The following is a 19,759-nucleotide window of genomic DNA, read 5'->3' as shown; positions in this document are numbered from 1 at the left end:
ATTTATATAACTCTTTCATATTTACAACAATATCAGTCAAATATTCATAGTTATTTAATGCTTCAACTTATTATTTATCAAATGGCATAAGTAATGTTTTCATCGCTGGGCGCAGTGCAATCAATACAGTTTCCTCGGTCAATTCAGGAAATAACATTTTTCGTAATAGCAGTCCGGCCATCACTGAGAAAATCACATTAATGCGGCTTTCGAGTTCTTGCTCTGAATGTGATTTTATTAAACTACTTTCACTGACTAATAAATCACGCATTCTGTTACGTGCTTGCGTATCAGCCTCGCGTAGTAATAAAGCGACTTTTTTGTTTCTACTGGCCTCTGCCATCATGTCTAAGTCAACTACGCAGGCCCCCGTGTCCATATGACGCTGCACACCATGGTGTAAGCCATCAAGTAACACTGTTAAAATATCGCCAGGTTGATCTTCAAACTCTTGAAATATGGAAAACATTTCTTCCATATCTTGTTCAATAATACTTTCAATTATGGCTTCTTTACTTTCAAAGTAATTATAAATATGGCCGGCACTCATCCCGGCTGTTTTAGCTATTTCTGCCATACCTGCGCCATGGTAGCCTTTGCGACGAAAACAATCAGCAGCGGCGGTTAATACCTGCTCGCGACGCGCTTGTGCTTGCACCGGATCTAGGTGTTTTTTATTTTTAGGTTTCATTTGAAACTCCAGTATCGAGTCTCTCAACTCGAAATATTTAGCGTTTACTACTGCTTTGATCACAAAAAATAAACGCTAAACGGGCATTACTTTAATCACGCATAAAACCTTTTATTGTTAACAGGCTTTATGCGTACTAATTTACTTAACGGTTGAAGTAGTGGTCTGCCAGCCACCGCCAACCGCTTTGTATAAATTGATTTGGCTTGCAAGCACAGCTTGTTGGCCCGTGATCAATTGCTGCCTTGCGCTATACCAAGTTCGCTGAGCGTCAAGCACTTGTAAAAAGCTATCAACCCCTTTGTCGTAGCGCGCCTGCGATAATTCAAAGGTTGTCTTTCGGCTTTGTAATAACTCCTCAAGAGCCATTAACTGTGCGTTATAGCCTTCTCTATCCGCAAGTACATCAGCAACTTCACGAAATGCTTGCTGTATTTTTTGCTGGTACGTTGCTACAGCAACTTGTTGCTCTGCGTTAGCGACATCTAAATTTGCTTGATTTCGACCCATATTAAAAATAGGTAAATTTACCGATGGCATGAAGCTCCATGTGCCTGAGCCTGCATCAAATAAATTACTTAAATCACGTGATGCAGTTCCTGCATTGGCAGTTAAACTAATGCTCGGGTAAAACGCTGCACGGGCAATACCAATGTTAGCGTTAGCGGCTAACAGCTGATGCTCTGCTGCTTTTATATCTGGTCGCTGCGTTAGTAAATCAGAAGGTAAACCCACAGGCACACTAGGCAAGTCTAATAAATAATTTAATGACTTACTTGGCAGTAAATCCTCACCTACCGTTTTACCTACTAATAAATCAAGCGCGTTTTTATCGCGTTTCACTAAACGTTGGTATTTAGCAATATCAACTTTCGCGGTGGCTACCGTACTTTTAAGTTGTTCCAGCGTAATTTTAGAAGCGGCACCTAAATCAACACTTTTTTGGGTTAATGATAAGGATGCTTGCTGCGATGATAACGTCTCTTGTGCCAACGCTAACAACTGTTGATCGGTCGCGTAATTTAACCAAGCATTAGCAAGCTCTGCAATTAACGACACTTGCATGGTGTATTGGCTCAGCTGAGTTGAATAAAGCGTTTGTAATGCTTGCTCTGACTGATTGCGTACTTTACCCCATAAATCTAACTCGTAAGCCGTCATGCCTACCGTTGCACTGTATTGAGAACTTATTTGTGGTTGACCACTTGCTGATAAATCGCTGGGTAAACGCTGACGACTTCCTGATGCATTAAAATCCAGTGATGGATATAACGCTGAATCTTCAATCTGATACAAACCACGCACGCGCTGAACATTTAAAGCAGCTATTTGTAGGTCTTTATTATGTTCAAGACTTTGTGATATCAGTGTTTTAAGTTTTTCATCATTAAAAAACTGCTGCCATTTTAACGAGGACACCTGCTCATCCCCTGTCTCTGATGCATACGCATCAGGGACAGGTAAATTTAGCGCTTCTTGTTGAGGAGCTAACTGACATCCAGATAAAATTGCTAAAGTAAAAGCACTAAAACTGATTGCTCTTAAACTCATTATACTTCCTCCTCGGAGGTGGTTTTAGCTTTTCCTGAAAACAGTCTACGTACTAAAACAAAAAACAACGGTACAAAAATAACAACCAATGACGAGGCGGCAAGTGTTCCACCAATAATTGAAATACCTAATGCATTTTGTGCACCTGAACCAGCACTTGAGGCAATAGCTAATGGAAGCACACCACACACAAAGGCCATTGAGGTCATTAAAATAGGACGTAAGCGAAGGCGTACAGCGGCAATCGCCGAGTCCACTAAGCTTAAGCCTTCTTCCATTTTATGAATCGCAAACTCAACGATTAAAATGGCATTTTTAGAGGCTAAACCTATGGTGGTTAATAAACCCACTTGTAAGTAAATATCGTTTGATAAGTTACCCATAAAGGCGGCTACAATCGCACCAAAAATACCCAGTGGCACAATCATCATTACTGCAAATGGTACTGACCAACTTTCATAAAGCGCTGCTAAACATAAGAATACAAATAACAGTGATAATCCATATAACAACGGCGCTTGACCGCCACTTGATCGCTCTTGATATGAAATACCAGTCCATTCAGAAGCAATACCTTGTGGTAACTGCTTAACTAAACGCTCCATTTCATCCATGGCTTGACCTGTACTGTAGCCTGGCGCTGCACTGCCTTGGATTTCCATTGCTGAAAAGCCGTTATACCTTTCCAAGCGAGGCGAACCATAAGACCAATAAGAACTAGCAAATGCTGAAAATGGCACCATATCGCCGTTTTTATTACGCACATACCATTTGTTTAAGTCCTCAGGCACCATTCTCGCATCGGCTTGACCTTGCAGGTATACTTTTTTCACGCGACCACGGTCGATAAAGTCATTTACATAACTACTACCCCACGCCGTCGAAAGCGTACTATTAATATCACCTTGCGACACACCAAGCGCTTCTGCTTTTGCAAGATCAATATCCAGCTGTAACTCAGGCATATCTTCTTGCCCATTAGGGCGAACACCTGCCAATATTGGACTTTGACTCGCCATACCCAATAACTGATTACGCGCTTTTAGTAGCTCATCATGACCTAAACCCACACGGTCTTGTAAAAACATATTAAAGCCATTTGCGGTTCCAAGTTCAACAATCGCCGGAGGTGGAAATGCAAATACAAATGCCTCTTTAATCGTTGAAAAATACCCCATGCCTTTTCCTGCAACGGCGCCCACTGATAGGTCGTCACGTTGGCGCTCATCCCAGTGCTTTAAGCTAACAAAGCCAATTGCTGAGTTTTGTCCAGAGCCTGCAAAACTAAAACCTGTTACAGTGAAAATTGAACTAACGGCTTCAGATTGATCTTCTAAATAGTGGTTTTCAACTTTTTTAACCACTTCAAGCGTTTGCTCTGTAGTAGAGCCTGCAGGAAGCATTACTTGGTTAAACAAAATACCTTGGTCTTCATCAGGTAAAAATGCCGTTGGTAAGTTTGAAAAAATAGCCACCATGCCGCCTACAATTAATGCATAGCTAAGCAAGTAGCGCTTAGAATGCTTGATCATGCGGCCAACAAAACCTTGCGCACCTTTATTGGTTTTATCAAAACCACGGTTAAAGCCTGAGAAAAAACGACCAATAAAGCTACCATCGGTGTGAACATGGCTAGGCTTTAATAACGTAGCACACAGTGCGGGAGTTAAAATAAGCGCAACCAGTACCGACAGCCCCATCGCCGACACTAAGGTAATAGAGAACTGACGATAAATAACCCCAGTAGAGCCACTAAAGAATGCCATCGGAATAAATACAGCCGACAGCACCATCGCAATACCTACCAGTGCTCCTTTAATTTCATCCATCGATTTTCGCGTTGCTTCAACCGCAGAGAGCTTTTCTTCGGTCATTAAACGCTCAACGTTTTCGACAACAACAATCGCATCATCTACGAGTAAACCAATGGCCAGTACCATCGCAAACATCGTGAGGGTATTAATGGAATACCCAAAGGTAAATAGAATACCAAACGTACCTAGCAATACGACAGGCACCGCAATGGTTGGAATAATAGTTGCTCTGAAGTTTTGTAAAAATAAGTACATTACAACAAATACCAAAACGACCGCTTCTATTAGGGTATGTACTACTTTTTCGATTGATAATGCAACAAAAGGAGTGGTGTCATAAGGCACAACCGCCTCTAAACCTTCTGGAAAAAATGGTTTAAGTTCTTCAAGTGCATCTTTTACACCTTGTGCTGTATCTAAGGCGTTTGCGCCACTGGCTAATTTAACCCCTAAACCCGATGCCGGTTTACCATTAAAGCGCGCTACAACACCATAGTTTTCACCACCGAGTTCAACATCAGCAACATCTTGTAAACGCACTACCGAGCCATCGCTGTTGGTTTTAACTAAAATATCTTTAAACTGCTCAGGTGTTTGTAATCGGCTTTGAGCCGTTACCGTTGCATTAAGCTGTTGACCTGCCAATGACGGCATGCCCCCGAGCTGACCTGCCGACACTTGCGCATTTTGTGCTTTTATTGCCGCAGAGATATCGTTTGGCGTTAGTTTATAGCTTTGTAACTTAGCCGGATCGAGCCAAATACGCATTGCATATTGAGACCCGAACAATTGTACTTCGCCCACCCCATCAACACGCGCAACAATATCTTGCACGTTTGATGACACATAATCACCAATGTCAATGTTGGTCATACTGCCATCTTGCGATACAAAACCAACAACGAGTAAAAAACTAGACGATGACTTAGCAACTACCACACCCTGTCGTTGCACTTCTTCAGGTAATAACGGCGTAGCTGTTGCTAGTTTATTTTGCACTTGTACTTGTGCAATATCAGGGTTAGTTTCTGCATCAAAGGTAAGAGTCAATGTTGCTGAACCACTTGATTCAGAGGTCGATGACATATACAACAAGCCATCTAAGCCTTTCATTTTTTGCTCAATAACCTGGGTCACCGAGTCCTCTAAAGTACGCGCAGAAGCACCAGGGTAGTTAGCAGTAATCGTAATAGCAGGCGGTGCAATAGACGGATACTGAGCAACGGGTAAACTTTTAACCGCAATAATACCTGCAAGCATCACCACAATAGCCAGTACCCATGCAAAAATAGGCCTGTCGATAAAAAATCGTGACATGAAATTCTCCGTTATTGGCTGTTATTTGCTGATGACTGTACTTGTGATGCAGCAACCTGTGCACCAGGGCGAATTTTCTGTAGCCCTTCCACAATCAATTGATCGCCATCAGCTAAACCGTCGGTTACCAACCAGTTAGCGCCCAAAGTACGCTCTACCTTTAATACACGGCTTTCAACGGTGTTGTTTTTGCTAACAACCATAGCCGTAGGTTCGCCTTTAGTATTGCGACTAACACCGCGTTGAGGAGCGAGTATTGCATTAGATTTCACTCCTTCAACAACCTCAGCACGTACATACATACCAGGAAGCAATAGTTTTTCAGGGTTTGGAAACTTCGCGCGTAACGTTACCGAACCCGTACTTGGGTCAACCGTCACTTCAGAGAACTGTAATGTTCCCTTATGAGGATACGCAGAGCCATCTTCCATAATAAGTTCAACATCTGTTTGCGTGGTTGAATCAACCCCTAAAGAACCCGATGCCAATGCTCTTTTTAGTTTGGTTAGTTCATTGCTTGATTGGGTTAAATCTACATAAATTGGATCAAGCTGAGTAACGGTTGCCAATGCTGTGGTTTGAGCTGCGCTAACTAGTGCCCCGACAGTGACACTTGATTTACTAATTTGACCGCTAATTGGCGAAGAAACATGACTATAATCAAGATTAATTTGCGCGCTTTGTAACTGTGCTTTTGCCGTTAATAGTTCTGCAGATGCTTGCTTGTATGCTGCATCGGCTTCATCAAAGTCTTGCTGGCTTACCGCTTTAATTTCTAGCAATTCTTTATAACGCGACGCTTTAGATTTACTGCTTGCAATACTAGCCTCTGCGCGCGCAACGGCCGCTTTGCTGGCTGCGAGTTCTGCTTCAAAAATGTCAGGATTAATTTGATAAAGCGCTTGGCCTTGCTCAACCTGTGTGCCTTCTTCAAATAAGCGAGATTGAACAATACCACTGACTTGAGGACGAATTTCAGCAATTTGAAACGCACTAACACGCCCTGGTAATTCTTTTTTAAGTGTAATAGCTTGGCTTGTTAAGGTGACCACACCAACAGGTGTCGCTGCAGGAGCAGAAGCCTTAGGTTGTTCAGCTACCTGATCACAACCACTTAAAGCAACAGAACCAACGAGGGCCGAAAATACAAAAAAAGCGATGCGGGAACGCTGCATGTCAAATACCTTTTAGTTTAGAATGAACGATCATTCTAAACTATAGTACAGCAATTAAAAATAGCCACTGAGCAACATTTACACATTTTTACAATTGAATAGATAAGTAACACAAACAATAGCTGAGTTATTTAAGTAACACCCATAAAAAAGCAGCCAATGAACTTTCATTGGCTGCTCTTAAGCTATGTTGGCTGTTATTATTCGCTGTCAGTATTAACTCTAGAGACTAGTAACTGCTCAATACGAATTCCTTCCACGTCCACAACTTCAAATTTAAAACCTGCAAATAAAACAAACTCTGCGCGTTTAGGAATATGTTTCATGGTATAGATTAAATATCCGGCCACGGTTTCATAATGATTTTGATCAGGAAATTCATCAATTTCAAGTACCTTCGCCAGCTCAACAATCGGTGTTAAGCCATCCACTAACCAAGAACTGGCGTCGCGCTCAATAATTAACTCTTCACTTTGATGAGTAATTAAATCGCCCATAAAACCTTTCATTAAATCTTTAACCGTAACAATCCCAACCACCAAAGCATACTCATTAACTACCACCGCAAAAGGATGCACAGCGGTTTTAAACGCATTTAACGCTTCAGATAAACTCAATGTTTCGGGCAAGTAAAAAATATCTTTATCAAGCATGTCATCGTTAATATTTGCCGCCTCACCTTTGAGTACTTGGCGTAAAATATCTTTAGACTCAACAGAGCCAATTAACTTATCAAGATTGCCTTTGCACACTAAAAAGTGATTGTGCGGGTGATCTATAATTTTATTTGCTATATCGTCGCTAGATTCATCAATATCAAAATAAACAATTTGCTCACGCGGTGACATAACGCTTGATAAGAAACGCGCTTCTAAATCAAATACATTTCCTATTAAATCATACTCTTGTTGCTGTAAACTGCCATATTCAGCACCAGCATCCATCATCGCAACAATATCTTCAGTGGTCACAATATCTTCACGTTCACTGGGCACTTTAAACACCCGTAAAACAATATTGGTTAAGCCATTAAAAAATAATACCAGTGGCGTGAGCGCAAAAGTAACCCAGCGCATAATTGTCACCACCCTCACGGCAACGGCCTCAGGTAAAATCATCGCTAAACGCTTTGGGAGTAAATCGGCAAATAAAATAAATAACGAGGTAATAATTAAAAACGATAATACAAAGCTAATTTGCCCAAGTAATGGACCTTGATAAAACAGCTGTAGTATTTCTTGCATGTAAGGAGACAATGCTTGCTCGCCAACAATCCCGCCTAATATCGCAATCGCATTGAGCGTAATTTGGATCATGGCGAAAAAAGCCCCTGGCTGCTCTTGCAACTTTAAAACAGCCAAAGCGTGCACATTGCCCTCGTCCGCCATTACTCTTAACTTAATTTTGCGTGAAGCGGCAATCGAAATTTCTGACATCGCAAATAACGCACTCATCAAGATTAATAACGCAATCCCGATTAAATCACCCATTTATAACTCCAAAATAATCGCTTTTACAAGCAAAAGCAGCTGGATTATAGACGCTTTTATAGACAGGGCAATTGATATTTAAATAATATTAATAACTAATAAAAATCAAAAGCTTAATATTTATAGTTTAGACTCATATGAAGAAAAAGCCGCGCTAAGTTGTTGCTTTACGTTATCGGGTAGATTTTTATTACAGGCGAAATATAAAGGGGCTTGATGGGCATTGATGGGCATGAGTAATTCGAGTTGTAATTTATTTAATAAATGAGATTGTTCATGGTTTATTCGCTGCGCTGGTATAACAACTAAATCAATACTCGAACTTCGGGTTTGGATTATCTTAAAAATATTATCAAAACTACTAAACAGCATTAAATTTTCGTTTTCTTTAAAGCCCTTTGAAAGTAAGTAATGATGGCTGTAGTTATCTTTTAAAACCGCAATACGGTATTGCTTTGCCTGCTCTAAATTAGTTAAGGAAATACCTTTGCTTTTAAGGGAGTAAAAATTAGTGTCAAATTGGGCAAGCTTAGCAAACCAAATAAAATTATGTTCCCGCTCAGGCGAACGAGAAATAGAAAATATACAGGTTTGGGGATCTCTCAGTGCAATATTGTAAGCCATACTCCAATCGTTTACAGAAATTGAATAATCAATACCTACGCTATCAAGCACTAATCGGACTTTATCGGCAGCATCACCTACTAAATTGTTATTCGCGTCCAGATACTGCGCAGGCGCAAAGTTCTCTGTCACAACAATAAGTTTAGCCGTACAATGATGACTTACAATGAACAATAATACACAATACCACTTAGTCACAATAACCCACTATATAAAATTTAAGATGTTACTTTTTTGATAAAAGCAAATTTAATATAGCGGATTATTTACAAATAGCCAATTTTGACCTTTAGGATTAACGATTCATTGCTGCAATTAAGAATGCTGAAATTTTAGCGCCTTCTCTAAGCGTCGTCTCTGAGCTTGATTGACCCACTAATGAGCTGTCGGTAAACGGCGCGATTTCCATCATATCTGCACCGGTTATTGGAAACTCATCGGCAATGGCTGACAAAATATCAAGCGCATGCTGTGGTGTTAATCCATTTTCTTCAGGTGTACCTGTTGCTGAGGCAAATTGAGCATCTAGTGCGTCAATATCAAAGCTTACATACACTTCATCAACCTTGTCAGCCTTTAGTTGCGCGATTGTATCGGCAGCAACAGCGGCTGCGCCACGCTCAATAATTTCAGCAGCCCAGTGCTGTTTAACGCCAAAGGTACTTTCCCAATGTGATTTAGGCTTACCACTTGAGCGAATACCAAATTGAATTAAATGATGTGGCGCGGGTAAAAATTCTAAAATATGGGTACACCAAGAGCCAAAACATAAATCGATGCCTAAACGCTCAACCAATAAATCGGTGTGGGCGTCGAAATGAATAATAGCCGTACGCTTACCTTGGCTACGCTTTGCTTTTAAGTACGCTTTTGTCAGCGGGTAACTAATAGAATGATCGCCACCAATGCCAAAAATGCCTTTATCTTGGAATGTTGCATAAAAGCTGTCACATACATCTTCGGTAATAGACAGTGGACTTACGAAATGGTCGTTATTGTCATTGCCATAAAGCGCTTTTTGGCAATTGGTAATTGTTGCCTCGTTTAAGTATTTATCGTGTAATAAATGCGGTATTACGCGCACATCACCTAAGTCAAATGAACGACACTGTGTTTGCTGGTCAATTAAAGCTGAACGTAAAAATAAAGGCCCCCAGTTTGCACCGCGTAAAATACCACCACCACAATCAGAGCTAATCCCCAGCATAACCGCTTTGTGGGGTGAGTTAGGTAATTCATTTAGCGAGTCACGCCATAAAGCATCGACATTTTCAGTTTGACCATATAATTTATTTCTGAGTGCTGCTTTGCGTTCTTTTGCCGTATTAACCGTAAATACACCGTCGCCAGGTGCACATAAACAGTGTTCAACTTTATTTTTAAATGCTTGAAATTGTGTGCTCATTGTAAACCCTTTTTCAATCTGAATATCTTGTCTATTATTGAGTAGTTATGCAAAACGACGAACGCTGAATAAATTAAAAATTAATTGTATGTGGTTATAAAAATCACTGAACGTTGTGTTTTGCGAGGTTAGGTCAGTGGCAAAACAATACAAAACCTACTAACTAACCTTATGAATATAAACAATTTAAAATTTAGCTAACAACTCTTTTGGCTAGCTACTGGTTTGCTCTGAGGTATGAATATAGTGTCTGAGCAAACAAGTCAACTGGCTCATTTTGTTAGTAATTTTAGCCATTGATTGAATATTCAGAGTTGATGAATAAATCAATACGGACATCCGTCCTGTACTTCATTTAGGTTTCTCGTAATCATGTTAAATTGACAACAACTCTTATTAAAAAGGCTTAGTTATGGAAAAGGTATTTCACTTAGGACTGTGTATTGATGATTTAAAAGGTGCAAAACTGGCTATTGTTCCAGGGGATCCAGATCGTGCAGCACGCATTTCACAGTTCTTAGATAATCCAACCTGCCTTGCTCAAACGCGTGAGTTTCACATTTATTTAGGCCAATTAAACGGCCACTCAGTGGTTGTATGTTCAACCGGTATCGGCGGCCCTTCAACGTCAATTGCGGTTGAAGAACTGGCTCAACTTGGCGTACGTAGCTTTCTTCGCATTGGCACAACAGGCGCGATTCAGCCGCACATTAACGAAGGCGATATTTTAATTAGCCAAGCCTCAGTTCGTTTGGATGGCGCGAGTCAGCATTTTGCACCGCTGTGCTACCCTGCTGTTTCTGATTTTTTTGCCACTCAAGCGATGGTAAAAGCCTGTGAAAACCTAAACATCGATTTTCATATCGGTATCACCGCTTCAAGCGATACCTTCTACCCAGGACAAGAGCGTTACGATACGCATTCTGGTTATGTTCCTAAGTCATTACAGGGTAGCTGTGAAGAATGGCAAAAACTAGGCGTGATGAACTACGAAATGGAATCGGCTACTTTATTTACTATGTGTGCCGCTCTTGGCCTACAAGCAGCCTGTGTTGCAGGTGTATTAGTAAATAGAACACGTCAAGAAATTCCTAACGTAGACCACGGCGAGATTGAGAAAAAATCGGTTGCCGTGGTACTTGAAGCCGCTAAAGTGTTACTTGGCTAATGTTGCGCTAATAACCTCAAGTGTTGGCAAGCCAGTAAAGCTTGCTAACACGGCTTTTGCCACCCCTGATTGGTTTTCATGACCAGCCGTTTCTAATAACGTAACTGATTTAACTGTTTGCTTATCAAAGCTCAGTCCTGCTAAAAACAACTGACTCACAGCACTTTGTAATGGCGATAAACTCGGGCTGTACGCTGCATTTTCTGCATAGCTGCCATAAAAATCACCGTTTTCAAACGTACTTATTTTTACTGCACTGTAATTTTGGCTGTATGGCACATAAGCCGCTAAAGCATAGCTCATCAGCTTTTCATCAAGTTGTTTGTTTTCAAAACAATTAGTTTGCTCTGCTGGGTTAAATAAGCTGTGCTCATTGCCTAAATCGGTTGGTCCAAATGAATGAGGTAATAACTCTGCCAATTTAAAGTTTTGTGCTGGCAGTAAAATATCAAGCTCTTTCGCATCAGCGAGTTCATTCATAAATTGACGACAGTACCCACATGGGACATCACTAATCGCTATTTTAAGAATTTTTTTACCGCCATTTAACCAGGCATTATTAATTGCAGATTGCTCACCGTGCACCACTAAACTAAGTGCTTGATGGTCAAACTCAGCGTTAGCGCCAAAGTAAAAAGTAGTGTTTCCTTGTGAATCGAGCCCTTTTACAATTGCGCCGACATGAAATTTGGAAATAGGTGCAACGGAAAACTCTGAAGCCATAGGCACTAAGCCTTGTAATAATGCATCGTCGCTAACATTAAGCTCGGTGCAAAGCGCTTTAATATCGCTTGAATATAAAATACCGCGTTGAGTTTTTAATTGACTGCGTAGAGCTTGCGTTTGCGCTACGTTTAGAGAAATGTGTGAATTGCTAAGTGCTGTATTATGTTGCACTTTAAAAGTTGCTGAAGCCATAATAGTTTTTATTTGTTCAATGGCCAAGTAGTGTAAAAGGTTGGCAAACTAAATACCAGCCTATTCAACGTAAAAAAAGGGAACACGTCGTGTGTTCCCTCTAAAACTAATCTAGTTTTGGATTAACCTGTATTACGCATACCCGCTGCAATACCGGTCATAGTGATCATCAAGGCATTGTCTATATCATTTTCATTGCCTTTATCATCGCCACGAGAACGACGTAATAACTCAACTTGTAATACATTAAGCGGGTCGGTGTATGGGTTTCTAAGCCCAATAGACTCTTTGATCCAAGGCTGATCAGCCAATAAGCTTTTTTGTGGGCTTAATGATTGCACTAACGTCATCGCCTCACCAAGTTCCTCTCGCAAGGCAACACCTAAAGGCTTATACATCTCTTCCACCAGCGCATTATCGTAATGCTCACTCAACCAGCTATCCGCTTTACTAAATACCATTTCTAGCATTTCTAAACGTGCTCTAAAGAACGGCCATTGCAAACTCATTTCGCTTAAGGTTTCAATCCCATATTTTTCAAGCGCGGCTTTAAGTCCACTTAATGCACCTAACCATGCAGGTAACATTAACCGGTTTTGACTCCACGCAAAAATCCATGGAATAGCACGTAAGCTCTCAACCCCTCCATTTGGATTTCGTTTTGCAGGCCTTGAGCCTAACGGTAGTTTTGACAGTTCTAATTCAGGTGTCGCCATTCTAAAGTAAGGTACAAAGTTTTCATCGTGGCGCACCACATTACGGTAATGCTCACACGACACATCGCTAATTAATGCCATTACTTCGCGCCACTGTGATTTAGGCTCTGGTGGTGGCAATAAATTACTTTGTAGTACCGCACCTGCATAAATATTTAAGCTTTGTAATGCAACATTAGGCAGGCCAAATTTAAAGCGGATCATTTCACCTTGCTCTGTTACCCTAAGCCCGCCTTTTAACGACCCCGGCGGCTGAGAATGCAATGCTTGTGCAGCAGGCGCACCACCACGTCCAACCGTACCACCACGTCCATGGAATAAAATAAGCTCAATACCGCGTTCATCCGCTAGTTGTACGAGCTTATCCATTGCCTCATATTGTGCCCAACCAGCAGCCATCATGCCTGCATCTTTGGCTGAGTCTGAATAGCCAATCATTACATTTTGGGTGTTTTTAATGTGTCCACGGTACCACTCGTTATTTAAAAGCGTAGTGATCACGTTGTGGCCATCGTTTAAATCATCCAAGGTTTCGAATAAAGGCGCCACAGGCAGTTCAAAACCACAGCCAGACTCTTTAAGTAATAGCTGCACTGCTAATATGTCAGAGGCGGTTCGTGCCATAGATATAATGTATAAACCAAAGGTTTTTTCATCTTGCTGGGCAATAACATCAAAGGTATCAAGCACCTCTTGCACTTCTGGACTTGGTTGCCAATGCCTAGGAATAAGCGGACGACGTGAATTTAGCTCTGTCAGTAAAAAAGCTTGTTTGTCTTGCTCTTCCCATTGATTGTAATCGCCAATACCTAAATGACGAGTTAATTCTGAAAACACATCGCTGTGTCTTGACGAATCCTGTCGCACATCCAGTTTTGCCAAACGCAAACCAAAGCTATTTACACGATGGATCACATCTAATAGCAAGCCATCAGCAACCACTTGCATATTGCATTTTAACAATGAGCGATAACACACCTCAATTGGGTGCTTAATTTGGTTAATATCAGTAATTAAATCTTGTGATTCTGTACGCTTATTTTTAATTTTAGCGCTTAAGTACATCACTGTTTCAGCCACTTGATTTTTAAGCTCTTTGAGCACGGCTCGATAAGGTTCAAACTCTTGCCCTGCCAGCTTAATAAGCTCATCGCTGGCATCAGACATGGAAAGTTCAGCACACAAAGTTTCTAAATCACGCTGATATAAATCCAGCGCCATCCAACGGCCATGATCGAGTACTTGCTTAGTCACCTCGGCGGTTACAAACGGGTTACCATCTCGATCCCCCCCCATCCATGACGTAAATTCTATCGGACTGTAGTTAGCTGGTAGCTCAAGGCTCAAATGCTGTTTAACATGCTGGCTAAACTCACGTAAAAAACGTGGCACGGCATCCCATAAGCTATTTTCAATTACCGCATAGCCCCATTTAGCTTCATCAACTGGACTTGGGCGAGAACGACGAATATCGTCAGTATGCCAAGCTTGGCTAATTAGCTGCGCAATTCGATTTAATATCGCTTCGCGCTCCTGCGCAAGGTTGTCGGTGCGCTCAAGCGACGCTAAACAATCGCTTAGTTCAACATGTTTGTTAATAATAGTACGGCGAGTCACTTCGGTTGGGTGAGCGGTTAGTACTAAGTTTATGTGGAGTTTTGAGAGTGTGTCGGCTAAATGATTATGATTAAGCTGACCTTGTTCGGCCTTTGCTGCTAACGTTTTTAATGTTTGAGTGAGAGGATTTAGTTGGCAAAAACCAACATCATTAAAACGTGATACGGTATGAAACTGCTCAGCAACATTAGCTAAGTTTAAAAAATGATTAAATGAACGGGCAACCGGTAAAAGCTCCTCATCACTAAGCGCATGGAGTACATCAATTAACGCTTGGCGATCGGCTTCATTGCCACTGCGAGATGATTTTGATAAAGCCCGAATTTCTTCTACTTTATCTAAAATCTCTTGGCCTTGGGCATCTTTAATAGTTTGTCCTAATAATTGACCAAGTAGACTAACATTACCTCGCAAGGCGGCATATTGTTCACTCATTTCTAGCTCTCCTTCGTTTCTTGGAGACCTATTAATATCATTAAGCGGGAATATTTAATAGATCCATTTGCATCGCCTTGTCGTAAAAAAGCATATGTAAAATAAACACAAAGCGATGACATGATCATTTTTTACGATGGTAATTGCCCCCTTTGCAATGCAGAAATGCAACATTTAAAACGTGCCGATGTTGATCATAAAATTACACTAGAAGATTTAAATGCGGATGATTTTAGTGAGCGTTTTCCTGCAATCGATAAACAAAATGCCATGGATTTATTGCACGCCCAAACTGATAAGGGGCAGATGATTTACGGCTTAGACGTCACTTATCAAGCTTGGCGCATCGTTGGAAAATACCGCTGGCTTAAAATAATTCGTTTGCCAGTAATTCGCTTTTTTGCCGATCATGCTTACACTTTTTTTGCAAAATATCGTCATCACATTAGCCGTTTTTTAATGCCCAATGCGCAGTGTAGTAATGGTCAATGCAATATGAAATCTAAAGGTGAAAAATGAAAACAGTGATTTTATTTGGCGCCAGTAGCGCCATTGCACAGTCCTACGTAAATCATTTAAATCAGCAAGCAACACAATTTAATATAATTTGTGTCAGCTCATCGAATATTGAGCATAATGATGACAAGGTAACCTATTTCTACAGCGACTACTCGGCGCAAAGCCTAAATGAGCTAACCCAGTCGTTAAAGTCACAACAAATTGAGCTTGCTCAGGTAATAATATTTAATGGTCAATTACATAACGACCAGCACATGCCAGAAAAAAAGCTTGAAGAAATCAACAGTGATTATTTTATGCAGCTTATGCACTCTAATACGCTTGTACCCCTGCTGTGTTTGCAAAGTATAGTGCCGCTGCTTAATCATAAAACTCACTGCGCAATTACTGCTTTGAGCGCTCGTGTAGGCAGTATTAACGACAATAAATTGGGTGGCTGGTATACCTATCGCGCATCTAAGTCTGCGCTGAACATGTTATTTAAAACAGCCGCCATTGAACTTGCTCGTCGCGCTAAAAATACCAAACTTGTTTTATTTCACCCGGGTACTACAGATACACAGCTCTCTAAGCCATTTCAAAAAAATGTGCCCGCAGATAAACTGTTTACCCCTGACTTTGTTGCTCAGCAATTATTTAAATTTACTTACGAAAACCCACAGCTAGAACTCAACGGCGAACCTGCCTACCTAGATTGGCAAGGAAACACCATAAAATGGTAAGGAACAAACACATGCATTTTTCGAAAGACCGCATAGCCGCACTTGAAAAACATACCCGTACACACTTTATCAACTCACTTTCAGGGTTTAAAAGTGCAAACTTAATTGGCACACAAGACTTACAAGGTAATACTAATCTAGCCATTGTCAGTTCAGTTATTCATTTAGGCGCACACCCACCGCTAGTAGGCATGATAATGCGCCCCCACAGCGTACCAAGGCATACATTCGAAAATATTATAGAAACAGGCGTTTATACTATTAACCAAGTAAATAGTGATATTTACCAGCAGGCACACCAAACATCGGCACGTTACGCTAAAGATGAGTCTGAGTTTGATGCAACGGGTTTAAAAACAGAGTACTTAAACGACTTTAAAGCGCCTTTTGTTGCACAAAGCCGACTAAAATACGCAGTAAAATTTGTCGAGAATCAGCATTTAGCTGTTAATGGCACTGAGCTGGTTATTGGCGAAATAATGGATGTTTATGTAGATAAATCAGCACTCCAAAGTGATGGCTTTTTAGACTTACAAGCCATCGATACCGTTGCAGTAACCGGATTAGATAGCTACCACACGGCGAATAAGCTCAATCGTTTACCCTACGCGAAAAAATAGCCCAAGGTTATCAAGTCCTTGGGAATGAGGGACTTGATAACTCCCCCTATTTGTTCAATCCCTTGTTCACTAATCGCAATTAATTTGAATTGAACTCATTTAGCCTACACACTATGCAAAATTTTGTAGGAGAAATATATGACCACAGTTGGTATTGGTACACACACACCCGAACAAGCACTTGCTAGTTTAAGCAATATGACCCACTCAGTAACGCCAATTCAGGCCGATGAGTATTTAGTGCGTATGGCCAAAGCGCAAGCTTATATGCAAGCTAATAATATTGATGCGATATATTTAAATGCAGGTACCAACTTAACGTATTTTACCGGTATGAAATGGTACGCCAGTGAACGACTAGTCGGCGCTATTTTACCCGCCATGGGTGAGGTGCAATACATTGCCCCCCACTTTGAAATTGGCTCTTTAAATGGCTTTAAAGTCATTGATGGCCCAATTCACGGCTGGCAAGAACACGAGAACCCTTTTGAGCTATTCGTTAAAGTGCTGAAACAGCTTAATATTAGCAACACCGCTACCGTGGGCATTGATGAAAGCGCACAGTTTTTTATTTTTGATGGCATCAATAAAGCCAGTTCAGGATTAAAACTAGTTAACGCACAACCTGTAACCGCACATTGTAGAATGCATAAATCAGCCAATGAATTAGCATTAATGCAATGCGCCATGGATATGACTTTAGCGGTTCATCAGGCTACTGCGAGCATGCTTTATGAAGGAATTAGCACAGTAGAAGTCGAAGAATTTATAAAAAAAGCGCATCAAAAAGTAGGTGCCCCGGGAAATTACTTCTGTATTGTATTGTTTGGCCTTGCTACCTCATTCCCTCATGGTGTAAAAGATCCGCAAATTTTGAAAAAAGGCGACATGGTGCTTATTGATACCGGATGTAAAGTGCACGATTACCTGTCTGATATTACCCGCACTTACGTATTTGGTGAAGCAACCAGCCGCCAACGCCTATTTTGGGATTTTGAAAAAGCGGCCCAGTTAGCAGCTTTCAATCAAGCAGCTCTCGGCGAAACCTGTGAATCGGTTGATCAAGCCGCTCGCAGCTACTTAGCAGCTCAAGGCTTAGGCCCTGAATACCAAACACCAGGTTGCCCACACCGCACAGGCCATGGTATTGGCTTAGACATTCATGAATGGCCATACTTAGTGGGCGGCGATAAAACCCCGCTTGCCACAGGCATGTGTTTTAGTAACGAGCCAATGCTGGTTATTCCAGATGAATTTGGTGTGAGATTAGAAGATCACTTCTATATGACAGATGACGGCCCGCGTTGGTTTACCCAGCCAAGCCACAGCATTGACGATCCATTTGGCTTGAACAGCTAACCTGAAAACATTCAATAAACGAGCAGCACTTTCGCTGCTCTTTTTAGTTTACCTTGAGCTAGCCCAGCTAATTTTTTATAAACTAAGCAAATAGTTTAATTCCTCTTGCTATCTTTTATATTATTAATTTAAACATAACTTGAACCAGTATAAACAAAATAAACTTTAGCCTTGTAAAACAACTTCGTACTTATCTAGGAGCACTTTAATTGTTATACACCAGCTTCATTGACTGAGGATATTCTAGAGAAATATACCTAGAGGTAATATTAAAAAGCACCTGCTATTAGTGTTTTTTGTTAGCTTTTATTAAATCAATTTCATCCAATAACCTTATCGCAAAACTGTGCCCCTCTCTGGCAGCCAAGTTCAAATAATGGTCTCTTTTTATTTCATTATAAATAGGAGAGTTTGACAACCCATATATTCCAGATAGTAAATAAAACTTCTCCCCTTTGAGTGATTTAAAATTGTAGTCTATTAAAAATAAAGCAGCTGCCTGTGCTTTTTTATCACTTTGTTCAATTAAACTTATATTAAATAATGTATCAGCATACTGAATAGCGCTTTCCTCACTACCGCTTTTAGCAGCATAACTTAAAAGCTTGAGTATATGATCTTCACCCTTATACTTGCCGATTCTATACATTTCATACAAGTTTAGTATTGCATCAACACTCCCCCTATCAGATGCGAATTTTAGGTATTTAATGCCGTTTTCAATATCTTTAAGTGGACTATCATCTACTAAAAGTGTTCCTAACAAATAGGCAGCAGATATATCTCCATTCTCTGCTGGTATCTTTAAGTGATGGTATGCTTTATCGTTATCTTTATCTAAACCATAATCACCAAAGTAATAAATAACCCCGTATAAATAATTAACCTTAAGTGGATTAGTAACTTTGCTGCGCTCCAATACATATAATATTTGAGAAACGTTTAGTCGCCTATTATGTAAAATATCATTTTCAACCATTTCAATTGTTACATGGTGCTCTTTTTCGAAACCTTTACCTGAAACAATATTGCTAACTAATAAAAAAAATAATATTAGAATTTTTTCCTTCATTCAGCTACGTCTCCTCTAGTAGCATCTAACCTTAGAATTTCAAGCGTCAAGTTCCAAGGTGTATTACTGTTTTTAATGATAGGATATTCATATTTGACATAAGGTTGTAAGCCAGCAGCTATAATATTTACCTCGTCTTCCTATCACTCCAGAGCTATTCATATAACCTTTAGTAGTAAGAGATTTCAATCCCGCCTCTACTCACAGGGGGCAGGTTCGTTGCTTCACAATACTACTCATATGCTAATACCTGAACAATCATGACAAAGTATTATGAAGCAAGTGATCTGACCCCTATTATTTTTTCTTCGTTAGCATTAATACGCACAAGCAACCCTGAACTAATACTGGTAATATTTGTGATCTTCCCACTAACATGGCCTTTGCCAACAACTGCAATTGCAATTGCAATTGCATCAGCAGAAAATAAAACACTAATAAATACAAACACTCTTAATAACACTTAATTTAATATCCTTATTAAAATAACTATTATGATAAAAAGGCAAAAAGAGAGACCTGACCCTATTTTTCCTTGATCCCTTT

At 40.4% G+C, this 19,759-nt stretch carries 16 protein-coding genes; 5 read left to right on the top strand and 11 right to left on the bottom strand.

Going from position 1 to position 19,759, the window contains the following annotated elements:
* Positions 1 to 70 precede the first annotated feature (70 nt).
* The 7 genes from QL984_RS17005 to QL984_RS16975 form a co-directional block, all read right to left on the bottom strand.
* On the bottom strand, positions 71 to 691 hold the full coding sequence (locus QL984_RS17005; protein WP_008464339.1) for a TetR/AcrR family transcriptional regulator: 621 nt from the start codon (positions 689 to 691) through the stop codon (positions 71 to 73).
* Between the two features lie 141 nt (positions 692 to 832).
* On the bottom strand, positions 833 to 2,242 hold the full coding sequence (locus tag QL984_RS17000; RefSeq protein WP_016899150.1) for an efflux transporter outer membrane subunit: 1,410 nt from the start codon (positions 2,240 to 2,242) through the stop codon (positions 833 to 835).
* The gene (locus QL984_RS16995) at positions 2,242 to 5,373 is read right to left on the bottom strand and encodes an efflux RND transporter permease subunit (RefSeq protein ID WP_013463139.1); all 3,132 of its coding nucleotides are present in this window, start codon (positions 5,371 to 5,373) and stop codon (positions 2,242 to 2,244) included. The genes QL984_RS17000 and QL984_RS16995 overlap by 1 nt, the downstream gene beginning before the upstream one ends.
* 11 nt (positions 5,374 to 5,384) lie before the next feature.
* Complete coding sequence (locus QL984_RS16990) at positions 5,385 to 6,548, bottom strand: efflux RND transporter periplasmic adaptor subunit (protein ID WP_290173037.1); 1,164 nt, start codon at positions 6,546 to 6,548, stop codon at positions 5,385 to 5,387.
* Between the two features lie 200 nt (positions 6,549 to 6,748).
* Positions 6,749 to 8,038 carry a hemolysin family protein gene (locus QL984_RS16985; RefSeq protein ID WP_024600941.1) on the bottom strand — a complete coding sequence of 430 codons (1,290 nt, stop codon included), beginning with the start codon at positions 8,036 to 8,038 and terminating at the stop codon, positions 6,749 to 6,751.
* Between the two features lie 120 nt (positions 8,039 to 8,158).
* Positions 8,159 to 8,860: a transporter substrate-binding domain-containing protein gene (locus tag QL984_RS16980; protein ID WP_024600942.1), complete on the bottom strand. Its 702-nt coding sequence runs from the start codon at positions 8,858 to 8,860 to the stop codon at positions 8,159 to 8,161.
* Between the two features lie 97 nt (positions 8,861 to 8,957).
* Positions 8,958 to 10,067, bottom strand: a complete 1,110-nt coding sequence (locus QL984_RS16975) for an arginase family protein (protein ID WP_008464328.1) — start codon at positions 10,065 to 10,067, stop codon at positions 8,958 to 8,960.
* Positions 10,068 to 10,479: 412 nt separating this feature from the next.
* Here QL984_RS16975 and udp point away from each other — a divergent pair, with 412 nt between their 5' ends.
* Positions 10,480 to 11,235, top strand: coding sequence for a uridine phosphorylase (gene udp, locus QL984_RS16970; protein WP_008112319.1), 756 nt, complete (start codon positions 10,480 to 10,482; stop codon positions 11,233 to 11,235).
* Here the strand turns inward: udp and cdd are convergent.
* Both cdd and ppc read right to left on the bottom strand, forming a co-directional pair.
* Complete coding sequence (cdd, locus tag QL984_RS16965; protein ID WP_024600943.1) at positions 11,224 to 12,153, bottom strand: cytidine deaminase; 930 nt, start codon at positions 12,151 to 12,153, stop codon at positions 11,224 to 11,226. The two genes, udp and cdd, sit on opposite strands and share 12 nt — an antisense overlap.
* Positions 12,154 to 12,275: 122 nt before the next feature.
* Positions 12,276 to 14,921, bottom strand: coding sequence for a phosphoenolpyruvate carboxylase (gene ppc / locus QL984_RS16960; protein ID WP_024600944.1), 2,646 nt, complete (start codon positions 14,919 to 14,921; stop codon positions 12,276 to 12,278).
* 120 nt (positions 14,922 to 15,041) lie between these two features.
* Here ppc and QL984_RS16955 point away from each other — a divergent pair, with 120 nt between their 5' ends.
* The 4 genes from QL984_RS16955 to QL984_RS16940 all read left to right on the top strand — a co-directional run bounded on the left by QL984_RS16955 (position 15,042) and on the right by QL984_RS16940 (position 18,141).
* On the top strand, positions 15,042 to 15,440 hold the full coding sequence (locus tag QL984_RS16955; protein WP_024600945.1) for a DUF393 domain-containing protein: 399 nt from the start codon (positions 15,042 to 15,044) through the stop codon (positions 15,438 to 15,440).
* Positions 15,437 to 16,162 (top strand): SDR family NAD(P)-dependent oxidoreductase, encoded by a 726-nt coding sequence (locus QL984_RS16950; protein WP_290173033.1) that lies wholly within the window; start codon positions 15,437 to 15,439, stop codon positions 16,160 to 16,162. The genes QL984_RS16955 and QL984_RS16950 overlap by 4 nt, the downstream gene beginning before the upstream one ends.
* 11 nt (positions 16,163 to 16,173) lie before the next feature.
* Positions 16,174 to 16,782, top strand: coding sequence for a flavin reductase (locus tag QL984_RS16945; protein ID WP_024600947.1), 609 nt, complete (start codon positions 16,174 to 16,176; stop codon positions 16,780 to 16,782).
* Positions 16,783 to 16,920: 138 nt separating this feature from the next.
* Complete coding sequence (locus QL984_RS16940; RefSeq protein ID WP_290173030.1) at positions 16,921 to 18,141, top strand: Xaa-Pro peptidase family protein; 1,221 nt, start codon at positions 16,921 to 16,923, stop codon at positions 18,139 to 18,141.
* 286 nt (positions 18,142 to 18,427) lie between these two features.
* Here QL984_RS16940 and QL984_RS16935 read toward each other — a convergent pair whose 3' ends face one another.
* Positions 18,428 to 19,213, bottom strand: a complete 786-nt coding sequence (locus QL984_RS16935; protein ID WP_090493248.1) for a sel1 repeat family protein — start codon at positions 19,211 to 19,213, stop codon at positions 18,428 to 18,430.
* A 271-nt stretch (positions 19,214 to 19,484) separates the two neighbouring features.
* A complete protein-coding gene (locus tag QL984_RS16930; RefSeq protein ID WP_290173027.1) occupies positions 19,485 to 19,676 on the bottom strand; it encodes a hypothetical protein in 192 nt (63 codons plus the stop codon).
* Positions 19,677 to 19,759 lie beyond the last annotated feature (83 nt).

The organism is Pseudoalteromonas sp. APC 3495 (assembly GCF_030407645.1).
In the GTDB taxonomy this organism is placed as follows: domain Bacteria; phylum Pseudomonadota; class Gammaproteobacteria; order Enterobacterales; family Alteromonadaceae; genus Pseudoalteromonas; species Pseudoalteromonas tetraodonis.
This window is presented reverse-complemented; position numbering and strand designations above follow the sequence as displayed.